The sequence below is a fragment of the Siculibacillus lacustris genome, assembly GCF_004328075.1.
GTDB lineage: Bacteria > Pseudomonadota > Alphaproteobacteria > Rhizobiales > Ancalomicrobiaceae > Siculibacillus > Siculibacillus lacustris.
In genome coordinates this window covers 148,402-163,455 of the sequence record NZ_SJFN01000010.1, presented here as the reverse complement: position 1 = coordinate 163,455, position 15,054 = coordinate 148,402, and the positions used below count along the sequence as shown (strand labels likewise).

Annotated in this window: 12 protein-coding genes; 2 read left to right on the top strand and 10 right to left on the bottom strand. The window is 70.7% G+C overall.

Annotation, left to right across the window (positions count from 1 at the left end):
• Positions 1 to 28: 28 nt before the first annotated feature.
• Positions 29 to 814: an HvfC/BufC N-terminal domain-containing protein gene (locus EYW49_RS08695; RefSeq protein WP_131308313.1), complete on the bottom strand. Its 786-nt coding sequence runs from the start codon at positions 812 to 814 to the stop codon at positions 29 to 31.
• Entirely contained in the window at positions 801 to 1,697 is an 897-nt protein-coding gene (bufB, locus tag EYW49_RS08690) for an MNIO family bufferin maturase (RefSeq protein WP_131308310.1), read from the bottom strand. Before bufB ends, EYW49_RS08695 begins: the two co-directional genes overlap by 14 nt.
• A 435-nt stretch (positions 1,698 to 2,132) precedes the next feature.
• Here bufB and EYW49_RS08685 point away from each other — a divergent pair, with 435 nt between their 5' ends.
• Together EYW49_RS08685 and EYW49_RS08680 are read left to right on the top strand one after the other, a co-directional pair.
• Positions 2,133 to 2,738 carry a TetR/AcrR family transcriptional regulator gene (locus tag EYW49_RS08685; RefSeq protein WP_165498188.1) on the top strand — a complete coding sequence of 202 codons (606 nt, stop codon included), beginning with the start codon at positions 2,133 to 2,135 and terminating at the stop codon, positions 2,736 to 2,738.
• Between the two features lie 170 nt (positions 2,739 to 2,908).
• Positions 2,909 to 4,018 carry a branched-chain amino acid ABC transporter substrate-binding protein gene (locus tag EYW49_RS08680; protein ID WP_131308304.1) on the top strand — a complete coding sequence of 370 codons (1,110 nt, stop codon included), beginning with the start codon at positions 2,909 to 2,911 and terminating at the stop codon, positions 4,016 to 4,018.
• A 110-nt stretch (positions 4,019 to 4,128) separates the two neighbouring features.
• Here EYW49_RS08680 and EYW49_RS08675 read toward each other — a convergent pair whose 3' ends face one another.
• From EYW49_RS08675 to EYW49_RS08640, 8 genes are all read right to left on the bottom strand, one after another.
• A complete protein-coding gene (locus EYW49_RS08675; RefSeq protein WP_165498186.1) occupies positions 4,129 to 4,758 on the bottom strand; it encodes an aminomethyltransferase family protein in 630 nt (209 codons plus the stop codon).
• Positions 4,751 to 7,711: a 2Fe-2S iron-sulfur cluster-binding protein gene (locus EYW49_RS08670; RefSeq protein ID WP_165498185.1), complete on the bottom strand. Its 2,961-nt coding sequence runs from the start codon at positions 7,709 to 7,711 to the stop codon at positions 4,751 to 4,753. The genes EYW49_RS08675 and EYW49_RS08670 overlap by 8 nt, the downstream gene beginning before the upstream one ends.
• A complete protein-coding gene (locus tag EYW49_RS08665; protein WP_407695468.1) occupies positions 7,708 to 7,989 on the bottom strand; it encodes a sarcosine oxidase subunit delta in 282 nt (93 codons plus the stop codon). Before EYW49_RS08665 ends, EYW49_RS08670 begins: the two co-directional genes overlap by 4 nt.
• Before the next feature lie 50 nt (positions 7,990 to 8,039).
• Positions 8,040 to 9,299, bottom strand: a complete 1,260-nt coding sequence (locus EYW49_RS08660) for a sarcosine oxidase subunit beta family protein (RefSeq protein WP_131308293.1) — start codon at positions 9,297 to 9,299, stop codon at positions 8,040 to 8,042.
• Between the two features lie 142 nt (positions 9,300 to 9,441).
• Positions 9,442 to 10,416, bottom strand: a complete 975-nt coding sequence (gene yjfF, locus EYW49_RS08655; protein WP_131308290.1) for a galactofuranose ABC transporter, permease protein YjfF — start codon at positions 10,414 to 10,416, stop codon at positions 9,442 to 9,444.
• A complete protein-coding gene (locus EYW49_RS08650; RefSeq protein WP_131308287.1) occupies positions 10,413 to 11,453 on the bottom strand; it encodes an ABC transporter permease in 1,041 nt (346 codons plus the stop codon). Before EYW49_RS08650 ends, yjfF begins: the two co-directional genes overlap by 4 nt.
• Positions 11,450 to 12,958: a sugar ABC transporter ATP-binding protein gene (locus EYW49_RS08645; RefSeq protein WP_131308284.1), complete on the bottom strand. Its 1,509-nt coding sequence runs from the start codon at positions 12,956 to 12,958 to the stop codon at positions 11,450 to 11,452. The genes EYW49_RS08650 and EYW49_RS08645 overlap by 4 nt, the downstream gene beginning before the upstream one ends.
• Positions 12,959 to 13,208: 250 nt before the next feature.
• Positions 13,209 to 14,159, bottom strand: a complete 951-nt coding sequence (locus tag EYW49_RS08640) for an ABC transporter substrate-binding protein (protein ID WP_131308281.1) — start codon at positions 14,157 to 14,159, stop codon at positions 13,209 to 13,211.
• Positions 14,160 to 15,054 lie beyond the last annotated feature (895 nt).

Here is a 15,054-nt window from a genome sequence, read left to right as displayed (position 1 = left end):
GCCAGTCGACCAGACCGCCGGCGCCCTGTCAAAGCCGCCGATCGGCGGGGTCGGCCGAGGTGAACCCGGTCACCGCCCCGAACTGCACCAGGTCGGCCAGCGCCGCGTCGGCGTCGCAGCTCTCGTCCGCGGCCTTCGCGGCCGCCGTCGCCGCCGCGACGCTCGCCCCGGCGAGCAGGGCGGCGGCGAGCGCGTGCGCCCCCGGCGTCAGGCGATGGACCCGCACCTCGGCCTCCGGCCGCACCACCAGGGCCGCTTCCCCGACCCAGGCCGCCGGCGGCTGGGGATCGCCGTCGCGGCGATGGGCGAGCCAGATCGACACCACCGGATGGTCCGAGGCCACCAGACCGACCGACGGATGGGCGACGATCGTCGCGGCCTGCCGGTCCGGCGGGGCGAGCGCGTCGAGGGCGGCGGGCGTCAGGGCGACCGCCTCGGCGGCGTGATGGGCGCGCGCCCAGGCCGATTCCAGCCGCGCCACGTCGGCGAGATAGGGGATCCGCGCCGACGGCCGGAAGCGCCCGAGGAACGCCGGCAAATCGTCGCCCCAGGCGAGGAGCAGCGGCGAGGCCGGCGGATGGGCGGCGACGAAGGCCTGGGCCATCGCGGTGAAGAAGGCGTCGCCGACCAGCCGCGCCACCACCGGATGGCGGACCTCGAGCGCGCCGATCAGGCCGGCGAGCCGCGCCGCGCGATGAACCGCGAAGCGTCGCGCCACCGGTCCGCCGTCGCGGCCGATCAGCCCTTCGGGCGGCGGTCGCTCGGTATCGATCAGCGCCGCCGCGAAGGCCGCCTGGATCTCATGCGGCGGCATCGGCGGTCCCCCGGGCGCGGCGCAGGGCGGCGAGGCGCCGCTCGGCGCGCGCCGCCTCGGCCGCCACGATCGTCCAGCCCGGCAGCTCGGCGTCCCATTCGATCACCGTCGGGATCGGCCCCGACCGCGCCAGCGCCCGCTCCCACAGGCTCCACACCGATTCCGGCACCGGCCCGTCGTGGGCGGCGACGAACAGCGGCTGGCCGGCCTCGTCGACCGTCTCGAACCGCCCGGCGAGATGGATCTCGCCGACGTGGCGCATCGGGAAGGCGTCGATCGCCGCCGCCGCATCGAAGCCGAGGTTGGTCGCCGAGACGTCGAGATTGGCGACGTCGAGCAGCAGGCCGCAGCCCGAGCGTTCGGCCACCGCCGCCAGGAAGTCGACCTCCGGAATCGTGCTCGCCGCGAAGCGCAGATAGGACGCCGGGTTCTCGAGCAGAATCGGCCGACCGAGCGCCGTCTGCACCTCGTCGACGCGCTCGACCACCCGCGCCAGCGTCTCCTCGGTGTAGGGCAGCGGCAAGGGTTCGCCGAGATGTCGGCCGTCGTGGCTCGACCAGCCGAGATGTTCCGACACCGCCGCCGGCTGGTAGCGCGCCACCAGACAGGCGAGCCGCGCGAGATGATCGCGATCGAGCGGCTCCGCGCCCCCGATCGACAGGCCGACCCCGTGCACCGACAGCGGAAACCGCTCGCGGATCGCCGTCAGCCGCCGGTGCGGCGGCCCGCCCGCCCCCATATAGTTTTCCGCAAGGACCTCGAAGAAACCGACCGGGGTACCGCCGGCCAGGATCTCGGCGACATGGGCGGGGTTGAGGCCGACGCCGGCGACCGCCGGCAAGGTGACGATCGGAGAGCCGGATGCGGTCGGGGTCGAGATCATCGCTACCTCGCGTCTGGAAGGGATCGACGGGGACCCGCTGCGGCGGGGATGGAGCGAAAGCGGACGGCGGGCCGCCGGGGAAACGGCAAAACAATCGGAGCGGCGAGTCGGGACGGGAGTCCGAAGGCGGGAAACGACCGGAGCGAGCGACCGTCGCAAACGTTTTGATCCGCTCGTTACGTGTTGCTACGTAGCGTAGCTCAACCCGATCACTCGGGCACAGATCACGTTTTCGTGAGGACGATCGGCGCCCGAACCGACGCATCGCGGAGCCGACCGAAGGCGCGACGGGCGGCCGCGTCTGATATCGTCGCGCCGGTTGTCGGAGTCGGCGCCCGGCCGGGGTCGGACCCGGTGTGGCGCCGGTGACGGCGCGCTCCCGGCCCGCCGTCACCCCGGCGACGCGACCGATCGCCCACGGAGATCTTCCCCTCGGTGTCCTCGTCCGCAGAGTCCTCCCGCCCCGCCCTCACCCGCCGCGCCTGGATCGACGAGGCCCGCCGCGTCCTCGTCGACAAAGGGGTCGGCGAGATCAAGATCGACGCCCTCGCCCGCCGATTGGCGGTGACGCGGGGCAGCTTCTATTGGCACTTCGCCGCCCGCGACGATCTCCTCGACGCCCTCCTCGACGACTGGCGCGACTGCGCGCTGGCGCCCTTCGCCCGCGTCGTCGCGGAGGTTCGGGGTCGCCCCGAACGCCGGCTCCTGGCCTATTTCGAGGTCTGGCTCGATACCGCCCGCTACGATCCCGACCACGACGCGGCGGTGCGCGACTGGGCGCGCGGCAGCGCCGCGGTCGATGCGGCGGTGCGCGCCGTCGACGGCGCCCGCATCGCCGGGCTCGCCACCCTGTTCGCCGAACTCGGCTGTTCGGCGATCGAGGCCGAAGTGCGCGCCCGCATCGTCTACTACCATCAGGTCGGCTACTACGCGCTGCGCATCGCCGAACCCGACGATCTCCGGCGCCGCCTGCTGCCGACCTATTTCCGGGTGCTGACCGGGGTCGACATGCCCGCCGACGACGATCCGCACAACTGCTGACCGGCTTTAGACGGGGCCCGCCGCGCTTGCCGAGGTTCCATACGCTTGTGTATCTTGGCCCGCCCCGACGTCGAGGAAGGTTCGCCCGAGCGGTCCCACGTCCTTTCGAACTCGGCGACGGCTCGCGCCGTGACCGCACGGCGGTCCGGACGCCTCAGGGAGTGGAACTCATGAACTACGAGATCAAGGGAACTTGGCTGGGCCTCGCCCTCGCCCTGGTCGCGACGCCCGTCGTCGCCCAGGACATCACCATCGCCGTCGTCGGTCCGATGACCGGGGCGCTCGCCTCGATCGGCGAACAGCAGAAGCGCGGTGCCGAAGCCGCCGCGGCGGTGATCAACGACAAGGGCGGTGTCGCCGGCAAGAAGATCAAGATCGTCATCGAGGACGATCAGTGCGACCCGAAACAGGCGGTCACCGTCGCCAACCGGATCGTCGGCAACCAAGTGAAGTACGTCGCCGGCCACGCCTGCTCCGGCGCCTCGATCGCCGCCGCCGACGTCTACAACGAGAATTCGGTGTTGATGGCCACCCCGGCCTCGTCGAACCCGGTGCTCACCGAAAAGGGCTATCCGACCATCCTGCGCCTCTATGGCCGCGACGACGCGCAGGGCGCGTTCATCGGTCCGTGGATCGCCAAAACCTATGCCGGCAAGAAGTTCGTGGTCATCCACGACAAGGGCGCCTATGGCAAGGGCCTGGCCACCGTGGTCAAGGAGACCGCCAACGCCGCCGGCCTCAAGGACATCTTCTTCGAGGGCATCACCCCCGGTGAGAAGGACTATTCGGCGGTCGTCTCCAAGCTGAAGGCCGCCGGCGCCGACGTCGTCTACTTCGGCGGCTACCATGCCGAGGCCGGCCTGATCCTGCGTCAGGCGTCGGATGCCGGCTACAAGTTCACCCTGATCATGGGCGACAGCCTCGCCACCGCCGAGTTCTGGTCGATTTCGGGACCGGCCGGCGAAGGCACGCTGTTCACCTTCCCGACCGATCCGCGCCGCTCGCCCAATGCGGTCGCGGCGCTGGCCAAGTTCAAGGAACAGAAGTTCGAGCCGGAAGGCTTCACCCTGTTCAGCTATGCCGTGGTCGAGGCGATCGCCGAAGGCGTCAAGCGCGCCGGCGCCGACAACGCCGGCAAGGTCGCCGCCGCCCTGAAGGACGGCAAGCCCTTCGAGACCGTGCTCGGCTCGATCGCTCTCGACAAGAAGGGCGACATCAAGGACCCGAGCTACGACATCAACAAGTGGCACGAAGGCAAGTACGCGCCGATCGCGCCGTGATCCTCGCCGCCCCTCGCCGCGCGCCGGCGGGGGGCGACACACCATCGACGGAAAAGGCCGGATCGTCGCCCGACGCTCCGGCCTTGTTCGTCCGATCGAGACCGGCCGCCTCAGCGGGACGGCCCGAACACCTCGCGCGACGACAGGCGCCGCGCCGCGGTGCCCCGGCGCATCTCGTCCGGCACCGTGACGCCGAAGGCGGTCGCGGCGTCGACCAGAATCTCGGCGAAGAACCGCCCCTGGCTGCGCGCCACCATCAGATCGAAGCCGTCGCCCTCCGGCGCCGCCTCGGCGATGCGCCGCTGGACATGGACCAACACCCCGTCGGCGCGGGTGGTGGCAAAGGCGTCGATCGGAAACACCGCCTCGGCGAGATCGATCGGCACCAACCGCGCCAGCAGCCGCCGCGCCGTGCCCCCCGCAACCCGGAACCCGACATGCGCCCCGGTTTCGGCCTGCATCACCCAGCCCTCGCCCTCGCCGAGACTCGGCGCGTCCGAAGTCTCGGCGATCACCAGCGCCCTCCGCGGCGCGGTCCACCACACCCGACCCTGCGGCGCGGCTTGGGCTCGGCGCCCGTCGTTCGGACGCTCCACCCCGAGCGCCGCGACCAGGCGGGCGAGCGACTCCTCGCTCCAGGCGGTGGCCGAGAGGATCCGGGCCGGACTCCACGGCCGCAGTGCGAGATCGTCGCCGTCGAGCGGCGGCAACGGATGGCGATCGGTGAGGACGTCAGCCACGGACACGGTCTCCTTCCGGATCGTGGAACACCGGGGCTCCGACGACCAGTTCGACATGGCGGCCGGCCAGAGGGTCGGCCGCGAAGATTCGCCCGCCGATCCGCGCCCGGCCGTCGGCGAGGAAGCCGAGGCCGATCGTTCGCCCGAGCATCGGGCTGGCGCCGACCGAGGTGATCCAGCCGAGCGAACGCCCGGGCGCCCGCGCATCGGCGCTCGCGACGAGATGGGCCCCGGCCGAGAAGCTCTGCGTCGGATCGGCGGCGACGAGCCCGACCATCGCCGGCCGCAGCGGATCGGCGAGGCCTTCGCGCCGCGCCAGCACCGCCCCGGCATGGCCGCTGCCGGGCTTGGCGAAGCGGTCGAGGCCGAGGTCGGCGAGCGTGGTGCGGCCGTCGATCTCGGCGCCGGCCGGATAGCCCTTCTCCAGCCGCAACACGTCGAGCGCCTCGAGCCCGAAGAGTTCTAGCCCCTGCGGCTTTCCCGCCGCTTCGAGCTCGGCGAACAGCGCCGTCGCCCGCTCCGCCGGGACGTGCAACTCGTAGCCGCGCTCGCCGGTGAACGACACCCGGAGCAGCCGGAAGCCGATGCCGCCGCGGGTCGTCGCGAGGCGGTGGCTCATGTGCGGCAGGGCGGCGTCCGAGACGTCGAGGCCCTCGGCGACCAGCCCGGCGACGACCTCGCGCGCCCGCGGTCCGGTCACCGCCAGCGCCGCGAAGGTCTCGGTCGCCCAGGTCACCGCCACTTCGAGCTCGGGCCAATCGATCTGCAGGCGCTTGGCGAACAGCGCCTCGATCTCGCCGGCCTTGGCGGTGGTGGTGGTGAGGTAGAAGCGCGAAGCATCGATCCGGCAGACGATGCCGTCGTCGAAGGCATGGCCGTCGTCGCGCAGCATCACGCCGTAACGCGCCCGCCCCGGCTTCAGACTGGCAATCCGCACCGCATAGAGCCGTTCGAGGAAGACTGCCGCGTCGGGGCCTTCGACGAAGACCTTGCCGAGGGTCGAGACGTCGCAGACGCCGACCCCCTCGCGCACGTATTGCGCTTCGCGCAGCGCCGCCGCGACGATGCCCTCGTCGCCGCGCGGATAGAAATGCGGCCGGAGCCAAGCCCCGGTGCGGATGAACACCGCGCCGCGGTCGCGGTGGATCGCGTGCAGGGGCACCAGCGCGGTCGGCCGCAGATGCAGCCCGACCTGGCGCCCGGCCAGCGCCCCGAGCGTCACCGGCGTATAGGGCGGGCGATAGAGCGTGGTGCCGACCTCGTCGATCGGCAGGCCCCGGGCCGAGGCGAGCCGATCGATCGCCGCGACGGCGCCGGTCTTGCCCTGGTCGATCGCCATGCCGAGCGTGGTGTAGCGCTTCATGTGCTCGACCGAGACGTAGCCCTCGCGCGCCGCGAGCGCCACGTCGGAGACCTTCACGTCGTTCTGGAAGTCGAGGAAGGCGTGATCCTCGCCCGAGGGCGGCGCCGGCGGCGGCACCGCGGCGATCGGCGCGGGGCGCTCGGCCGGAGCGCGGGCGGTGGTGCGCCCGAGGACGGCGGCGACCCGTTCGCCGACCGCCCGGCCGTCGGCCTGCGCCGCGGCGAGCGTGCCGCGACCGTCGGCGGCGCCGGCGACGAACACCGGTCCCGCCGAGTCCGCGAGACGGAACGACGCGGTTTCGGGATCCCACACCGGCCGCTCGCGGCCCTGCGCGGCGAGATGGATCGCCGGGGCGAAGCCGCCCGAGGTCACGATCGCATCGCATTCGATCGTCGACGGCGCCCCGAACACCGGACCGATCTCGGCCCCGGCGACCGCCGAACGACCGCGCGTGCCGTGGATCGCCGTCGCCGGCCGCACGTCGATGCCGAGATCGCGGGCCCGCGCCACCAGATCGGTCGGCGGCGTGACCCGGCGATCGGCGATCACCGGCACATCGAGCCCCACCGCGACCAGATCGAAGGCCGTGGCATAGGCCGCGTCGGTCGCGGTGGCGACGACGATCCGCCGCCCGACCGCCACGCCGAAGCGGTTGAGGTAGAGCCGCGCCGCCCCGGCGGTGAAATGGCCGGGACGATCGTTGTCGGCGAACACCAGCGGCTGTTCGATCGCCCCGGTCGCCAACACGATCGCCCGGGTGCGCAGGACATGAAGGATCTCCCGCGCGGCTTCCACCGACCCCGGTGCGACGCGCTCGACCAGTCCGACCGAGCCGCCGTCGTAGAGCCCGAAGGCGGTGGTGCGGGTGAGCACGCGGACGCCGAGCCCGGCGAGCCGGGCGAGCGCCGCGGCGACCCGATCGGCCGGCGCGGCGCCGTCGACGAGACCGCTCTCCGCCAGGATCGCCCCGCCGACCCGATCGCCCTCGTCGACCAGCGTGACGCTCAGCCCGGCTTCGCCCGCCGCCTGCGCCGCGGCGAGCCCGGCGGCGCCGGCGCCGACCACCAACACGTCGGTATGGCCGAAGATCCGCTCGTAGCGATCGGGATCGGTACCTTGCGGCGCGGCCCCGAGCCCGGCGGCGGCGCGGATGATCCGCTCATAGACCGGCTCCCACCACGACGCCGGCCATTTGAAGGTCTTGTAATAGAAGCCGGCCGGCAGGAAGCGCCCGAACGGCCCTGTCACGAAGGACATCAGATCGAAACCGAGGCTCGGCCAGGCGTTCTGGCTCGCCGCCTCGAGGCCCTGGGTCAGCTCCACCATGGTCGCCCGGGCGTTGGGATCGCGCCGCGCGCCGTGGCCGAGCGTCACCAGACCGTTGGGCTCCTCCGAACCGGCGGTGAGAATCCCACGCGGCCGATGGTATTTGAAGCTGCGGCCGATCACCCGGACGCCGGCGCCGAGCAGGGCCGAGGCCAGCGTGTCGCCGGCGAAGCCGGTGAAGGGCGTCCCGTCGAAGGTGAAGCCGAGCGGCCGGGCGCGATCGATCAGCCCGCCCCCGTCGAGGCGATGGGGTCCCGCGCTCATGGCGTCTCTCCTTCGCCGACCCGCAGCCCGGCCAGCACCGCACCGGCGACCGCATGGGTCGCCGTGTCGCGGGTCACCTCGACCCATTGCCGGCAGCCGAAGGCGTGGAACCACAGTTCGCGGTGGCTTCCGCGCGGATTGTCACGGGTGTGGACATAGTCGAACCAGCGCGTGGGATCGGCGTCGTCGGGGGCCGGGCGTTGCACCGTGGCGTCGCCGCCATAGGCGAACTCGGTCTGATCACGGTCGCCGCACCAGGGGCAGGAGATGAGGATCACGGTCGGTCGTCCTGGGTGAGATCGAGAGCGGCGGGCGCGGCCCGCCACGGTCATTGGCGATTGGGCACGGGGCCGTTGCCGGTCTCGTCGAGGAGCCGGCCACGGGCGAAGCGGTCGAGCGCGAAGGGCGGCGCCAGTTCGTGGGGGCTTCCGGTCGCCGCGGCGTGCGCCGCCAGCCAGCCGCCGGCGGGAATCGCCTTGAAGCCGCCGTAGCACCAGCCGACGTCGAGGATCAGCCCGTCGACCGGCGCCGGCCCGATGATCGGGCTGCCGTCCATGGTCATGTCCATGATGCCGCCCCAGTGGCGCAGCAGGCGCAGCCGCGAAATGTTCGGCATCAGGCCGATCCCGGCCGAGATCACGTCTTCGACCAGCGGCAGGTTGCCGCGCTGGGCGTAGGAATTGTAGCCGTCGAGATCGCCGCCGAACACCAGCCCGCCCTTGTCGGACTGGGAGATGTAGAAGTGGCCGGGGCCGCCCCACACGATCACCGTGTCGACCAGCGGCTTCAGCCCTTCGGTGACGAAGGCCTGGAGCAGGTGGCTCTCGATCGGCAGGCGCAATCCGGCCTTGGCGGCGAGCAGCGACGCCGAACCGGCGGTCGCCAGCACCACCTTGTCGCAGGTGACGTCGCCGAGCGTGGTGCGCACGCCGGAGATCCGCCCGCCGGTCCACAGGAAATCGAGCGCCTCGCAGTTCTCGACGATGTCGGCACCGCGCGCCGAGGCGCCGCGGGCCAGCCCCCAGGCGACCGCATCGTGGCGGATGGTGCCGGCCCGGCGCTGCATCAATCCGCCGTAGATCGGCCACAGGCCGTCGTCCTCGCCGACCACGTTGGGGACTTCGCGCCGCACCTCGTCGCCGGAGAGATACTCGGCGTCGGTGCCGGCGAGCCGCATCATGTTGCCGCGCCGGCGCAGCGCGTTCATCTCGCCGAGCGAGGTCGCGAGCATCAGGCAGCCGCGCTGCGACACCATCAGGTTGAAGTCGAGCTCTTCCGTCAGCCCTTCCCACAGCTTCAGGGCGTGCTCGTAGAAGCGGATGTTGTCTTCGAGCAGGTAGTTGGAGCGGAACACCGTGGTGTTGCGGCCGACGTTGCCGCCGCCGATCCAGCCCTTCTCGATCACCGCGACGCGGGCGACCCCGTGATTGGCCATGAGGTAATAGGCGGTCGCCAGACCGTGGCCGCCGCCGCCGATCACCACCACGTCGTAAGCACCGCGCAGCGTCGCCTTGCGCCACGCCGGCTCCCAGCCGCGATGTCCGCCGAGCGCCCGGCGCGCCAGGGAAAAGGCCGAATACCGCTGCATCGCGTCACCGCTCGAAGACCGCGGGCGAACCCCGCGATCTCGACCATACAGGACTGTATGGAGGCGGCAAGCCCTTCGCCCGCGCGACTCTTCGGCGCGCGTCGCCGACGGACGGGGGGACGCCCGCCGACGGCGCGCGGCCTCAGCCCGGCGCGGCCGACGCGCCGAGCGCAGTGACCGAGCGCATGATCAGCTTCTGCAACACGATGAACACGAACAGCAGGCCGCCGATGACGATGCGGATCCACCAGCTGTCGAGCGACCCGTCGAAGATGATCAGCGTCTGGATCAGGCCCTGGATCAGCCCGCCGAACACCGTGCCGATCACCAGACCGACGCCGCCGGTGAGCAGCGTGCCGCCGATCACCACCGCGGCGATGGCATCGAGCTCGACGCCACTGGCCGCCAGCGGGTAGCCCGACGAGGTGTAGAAGGCATAGGTCGCCCCCGCCAGCACCCCGAAGGCGCCGTTGAGCGCATAGACCCCGACGATCGTCCGCCGCACCGGCACGCCGAGCAGCAGCGCCGAGGCCGCATCGCCGCCGACCGCATAGACGTTGGCGCCGAAGCGGGTGAAGTGGGCGACGACCACCGCGAAGGCCAGCGCCGCCAGCATCACCAGCGCCGGCCCCGACAACCACCCGTCCCCGGGCAGCGCCAGATGGAAGTCGGAGAAGGCCTCGACGAAGGGATGCTTGATCGGCACCGAGTCGAGGCTGATGACGAAACACAGGCCGCGCAGCAGGAACATCGCGGTCAGCGTCACGATGAACGGTTGGATCTCGAAGGCGTCGATGATCCAGCCCATGAGCGCGCCGAGCACGATGCCCATCACCAGCAGCACGGCGATCGCCGCCAGCGGATGCCAGCCGTGGGCGACCATCGTCGCCATGGCGATGCCGACGAAGCCGATCATCGAGCCGACCGACAGATCGATCCCCCCGGACAGGATGACGAAGGTCATGCCGAGCCCGGCGATGATGACGAAGGCGTTGTCGGTCAACAGGTTGCCGAAGACACCGGTCGACAGGAAGTGGTTGAAGTGGAGGCCGCCCAGCGCATAGAGCAGGACGAAGACGGCGATGGTCGCCAGGATCGGCAGGCGTCGCTCTCTCATCGTTCCGTCCTCCTCGGCCGGAAGGCCGCCACCAGCGAACCGACCGCCGTCCGTACCTTCGGCGCCTGCACCAGCAGAACCGCCAGGATCACCACCGCCTTGACCACCAGATTGAACTCCGGCGGCAGGCCGCTCATCAGGATCGAGGTGGTCAGCGACTGGATGATCAGCACCCCGACCAGGGTCGTGGCGAGGAAGATGCGGCCGCCGTTGAGCGACGCCCCGCCGAGCACCACCGCCAGGATGGCGTCGAGTTCCGACCACATCCCCGCGGTCACCGCATCCGACGAGCGGGTGTCGCCGGTGATGATGATCCCGGCCAGCGCCGCACAGACCCCCGAGATGCCGTAGGTCGCCAGCGTCACCATCCGCGTGCCGATGCCGGCGAGCCGCGCCGCCGACGCATTGCCGCCGACCGCTTCGACGAACAGGCCGAAGGCCGTGCGCCGCAGCACCGCCCACAGCACCAGGAACACCAGCGCCACCAGGAACAGCCGCGACGGGATCACCCAGATGCGGCCGGTCGACAGCGCCGAGAAGAAGTCGGAGCGGAAGGTCGGGATGCGACCGCCGTTGATCATCAGGGCGATGCCGCGACCGGCGACCATCAGGATCAGCGTCGCGATGATCGGCTGGATCGACAGGACCGCCACCAGGAAGCCGTTCCACAGGCCGCACAGCAGGCCGACCGCCAGCGTCGCCGCCACCACCACCGCCGGATCGAAGCCGAGATGGATGAAATGGGCCATCACCGCACCGGCGATCGCCACCACCGAGCCGACCGACAGGTCGATACCCTTGGCACCGATGACGATCGCCATGCCGAGCGCCAGGAGTGCGATCGGCGTGCCGCGATAGACGATGTCGATCAGGCTGCCGTAGAGCCGCCCTTCGACGAGGCGGATCGAAAAGAAGGACGGGCTGATGAAGCCGTCGACGACCAGGATCGCCGCCAGCGCGACGAGCGGCCACACCACCGCCGGCAACGGCCGGCGCGTCTTGGTGGCGGGTTCCGAAGGAGGGGGGACCGGGATCATGAGTTGGCGATCGCCTCCACGATGGTCGACTGGGTGATGTCGGCGCCGACGATCTCGGACACCTTGCGCCGATCGCGCAGCACCGCGACGCGATGGCTGAAGGCGACGATCTCCTCGAGCTCCGACGAGGCGACGATCAGCGCCAGACCTTCGCGGCACAGCCGCCGAATCAGGCCGACGATCTCGGCATGCGCGCCGATGTCGATGCCGCGGGTCGGTTCGTCGAGGATCAGCAGCCGCGGCTTGGCCGCCAGCCAGCGCGCCAGGATCACCTTCTGCTGATTGCCGCCGGACAATTGTCCGACCGGCTTCTCGGCGTCCGGCGTGGCGATGCCGAGCGCCGCGATCATTTCGGCGGCGATACGGTTCTGCTCGGCCTGACCGACCCGGTTCCACCATCCGCGCCGACACTGCAGCGCCAGGATCAGGTTCTCGCGCACGCTGAGGTCGAGGATCAGCCCCTCGTGCTTGCGGTCTTCCGGACAGAATCCGAAGCCCATGCGGATCGCCTGACCGGGCGAGCGCAGGGTCACCGGGACACCGTCGATCACCAGCGAGCCCTTGTCGGCCCGTTCGGCGCCGAACAGCAGCTTGGCCGTTTCGGTCCGCCCGGATCCGAGCAGGCCGGCGAGCCCGACCACTTCCCCGGCGCGCACCGAGAGATCGATCGGTTCCAACCAACGGGCCCGCCCGAGCCCGGTCGCGGCGATCACCGGCGCGCCGGTCTGGTCGATGCTCTCGGTGGTCGGCCGCTCGGCATAGTGGCTCTCGATCTGCTTGCCGAGCATCAGGGTGACCAGCCGCATCCGCGGCACTTCGGCGATCGTGCCGGTGCCGGCGAAGCGCCCGTTGCGCAGCACGGTGATCCGGTCGGCGATGGCGTAGACCTGATCGATGAAGTGGGTGATGAAGACGATGGCGATGCCGCGGGCGCGGATGTCGCGCAACACCGTGAACAGGCCTTCGACCTCGTGGGCGTCGAGACTGGCGGTCGGCTCGTCGAGCACCAGGACGCGGGTGTCGCGATCGAGCGCCCGGGCGATCGCCACCAATTGTTGGATCGCCAGCGAGCAGGAGCCGAGCGACCGGCCGACGTCGACGTGGATCTTGAGGCGGGCCAGCGCCGCCTCGGCCCGTTCCCGCGTCTTGCGCCAGGAGATCAGCCCGAAGCGCGACGACTGCCGCTCGAGCATCAGGTTCTCGGCCACCGACAGGGTCGGGACGAGATTGACCTCCTGATAGACGGTGTTGATGCCCAGATCCTGGGCCGCCGCCGGTGAGGCCACCCGGATGGGCACGCCGTCGAGTTCGACCGTACCGGCATCCGCCGCCAGAACCCCGGTCAGAACCTTGACCAGGGTCGATTTGCCCGCACCGTTCTCGCCGAGCAGGGCATGGATCTCGCCCGGGGCCAGAGTGAAATCGACGCCGTCGAGGGCCTTGACCCCCGGAAACGTCTTGGTGATGCCCCGCATGACGACCCGGGGCCGCGCCGGAACGTCCATGCGCCGCTGCTCCTGTGGTGGTTCGCAAGTCTACGTCGCGGAACGGTCCGCGGCGAGCGTCGATGCGTCGCCCCGTCGCGGATCTCGCCCCACGCCGCCGCGCGTCCGCGGACAGGCGGCCGACGGGGGTCGCCGTCGGCCGCCCGGACCGCGCCCCCGCAGCGAGGAGGAGGAACACCGGAAGGGGCAGGATCCGCACCGTGAGAGCCGGGCGGGCGGGGACGAACCCCGACCCGCACGGCCCTCGGTCTCACTTCAGTCCGCGCTTGGCCAGCTCGGCGGCCGCGTCGGCCTGGGTGTGCAGATCGGACGGGATCAGCACCCACTTCGGGAAGTCGGTCTTGCCCTTCAGGTAGGCTTCGACCACGTCATAGATGTTCTTGCCGATGTCGGACTTGAGTTCGACCGAGGCATTGGCCTCACCGGCGGCGAGCAGACGGAACATGTCCGGCACGCCGTCGACGGAGACCAGCAGAACGTCCTTGCCCGGCTTCAGGCCGGCTTCCTTCATCGCCTGGATGGCGCCGAGCTGCATGTTGTCGTTGTGCGCATAGACCGCGCAGATGCCCTTGAAGCCGTTGGTCGCCTTGATGAAGCTCTCGGCCACTTCCTTGCCGCCGGCGGTGGTGAAGTCACCCGACTGCGACTTGACGATCTTGATGTCCGGGAACAGCGCGGTGACCGACTCGAAGCCCTTCTTGCGCTGCAACGCCGGCGCGGAACCGACCGTGCCCTGCAGCTCGACGACGTCGCACTTGCCCTTGCTCGCCTGTGCGAGCCAGGCGCCGGCGAGACGACCTTCGAGGTTGAAGTCGGCGGAGATGCGGGTGACGAACAGCGACGGATCCGAGTCGACGTCGCGGTCGGCCAGGAACACCGGGATCTTGGCGGCCTTGGCTTCCTTGAGGACCGCGTCCCAACCGGTGACCACCACCGGCGCGATGATGATCGCATCGACCTTCTGGGCGATGAACGAACGAACCGCCTTGAGCTGGTTCTCTTCCTTGCCCTGGGCGTCGGAGTACTTGAGGTCGATGTTGCGCTTGGCCGCTTCGTCCTTCATGTCCTTGGAGAAGGCCGGCCGCCAGTCACCTTCCGAACCGACCTGCGAGAAGCCGATGGTCAGCGCCGAGGCGCTGCCGGCCGCCAGAAGCAGGCCGAACCCGAAGGTCGCGGCGCCGAGAAGCTTGGTCCTGGTCATGGTCTTCCTCCACATCGTTGACGTCTTGTTCTGGTGTCGGCGATCACCACCCGCCGGACGCGTTGGGCGTCTCGGACGAGGCGGCACGGACGGCAGTCGGTCTCGGATCCCACCACCCGCCGTCCGCCGCGGGTCCGGATCCTGTTCCCGGGCGGCGCTCGACGCGTCGCCCCTGCGGTCGGAGCTCCCGACCGTGATTCCGAGTCGCCCGCCCCGAGACCTGAGCCCCGGAGCGGCAACCGCAGCCGGACCGATCGGCCGGCCCCTGCGAGGAGGCGAGGCGCCCCGCGAAGCGCGCTCCCACGACCCCTCACGCTCGGACGTTCGGCGGCGCCGAACGAATTCGCTCGCATTTCAGAATATGGACGATCTTCGTCCGCAGCGGCTCATCCGCGCAGGTCTCGTCCGGTCCGTTCTGGAATTTCGTGATCGATACCCGGCGCGATCGAGCCGGGAGTCCGTCCGCGTGGCCGACGGCATCGAGCCTCGACGCGCATGCGCCGAAGATCGCCGACGGCACCGTGGGCGGTCTCAGATGTTCGGGCTGACCATGATCGAAGCACCCTTTCCCCTCGGGAGCCGAGCTCCCGTTCCCTCCGACGGCGACGGCTCATGCGACTGACCGCACCCCTCGCTTCTCGTTCTTCGACACTGCGGTCGATTGATCGTCCGGGAGTATAAGCATCGGCCCGGATCGCGCACAGTGGCGATCCGGCTGTTTACATGGAGGATTCTGTCGGGCGTGAAATAGCACCGGAGGGTCCGAAGACCGGCTCCGTCACCGCCGGAAGGTCGGCGGAAAGGACGAGAACGGGCGCGAGATCGCCAGATTCGGCAATCGGATCGGTCATCCGAGCGGTGTGCGACGGCAAAGCACCGGGCCGGCCTCGCCGTT

Coding starts and splice junctions, on each gene's coding strand:
- EYW49_RS08650 (WP_131308287.1), bottom strand. CDS start 11,453: ATGATCCCGGTCCCCCCTCCTTCGGAACCCGCCACCAAGACGCGCCGG.
- yjfF (WP_131308290.1), bottom strand. CDS start 10,416: ATGAGAGAGCGACGCCTGCCGATCCTGGCGACCATCGCCGTCTTCGTC.
- EYW49_RS08695 (WP_131308313.1), bottom strand. CDS start 814: ATGCCGCCGCATGAGATCCAGGCGGCCTTCGCGGCGGCGCTGATCGAT.
- bufB (WP_131308310.1), bottom strand. CDS start 1,697: ATGATCTCGACCCCGACCGCATCCGGCTCTCCGATCGTCACCTTGCCG.
- EYW49_RS08670 (WP_165498185.1), bottom strand. CDS start 7,711: ATGAGCGCGGGACCCCATCGCCTCGACGGGGGCGGGCTGATCGATCGC.
- EYW49_RS08660 (WP_131308293.1), bottom strand. CDS start 9,299: ATGCAGCGGTATTCGGCCTTTTCCCTGGCGCGCCGGGCGCTCGGCGGA.
- EYW49_RS08640 (WP_131308281.1), bottom strand. CDS start 14,159: ATGACCAGGACCAAGCTTCTCGGCGCCGCGACCTTCGGGTTCGGCCTG.
- EYW49_RS08645 (WP_131308284.1), bottom strand. CDS start 12,958: ATGGACGTTCCGGCGCGGCCCCGGGTCGTCATGCGGGGCATCACCAAG.
- EYW49_RS08680 (WP_131308304.1), top strand. CDS start 2,909: ATGAACTACGAGATCAAGGGAACTTGGCTGGGCCTCGCCCTCGCCCTG.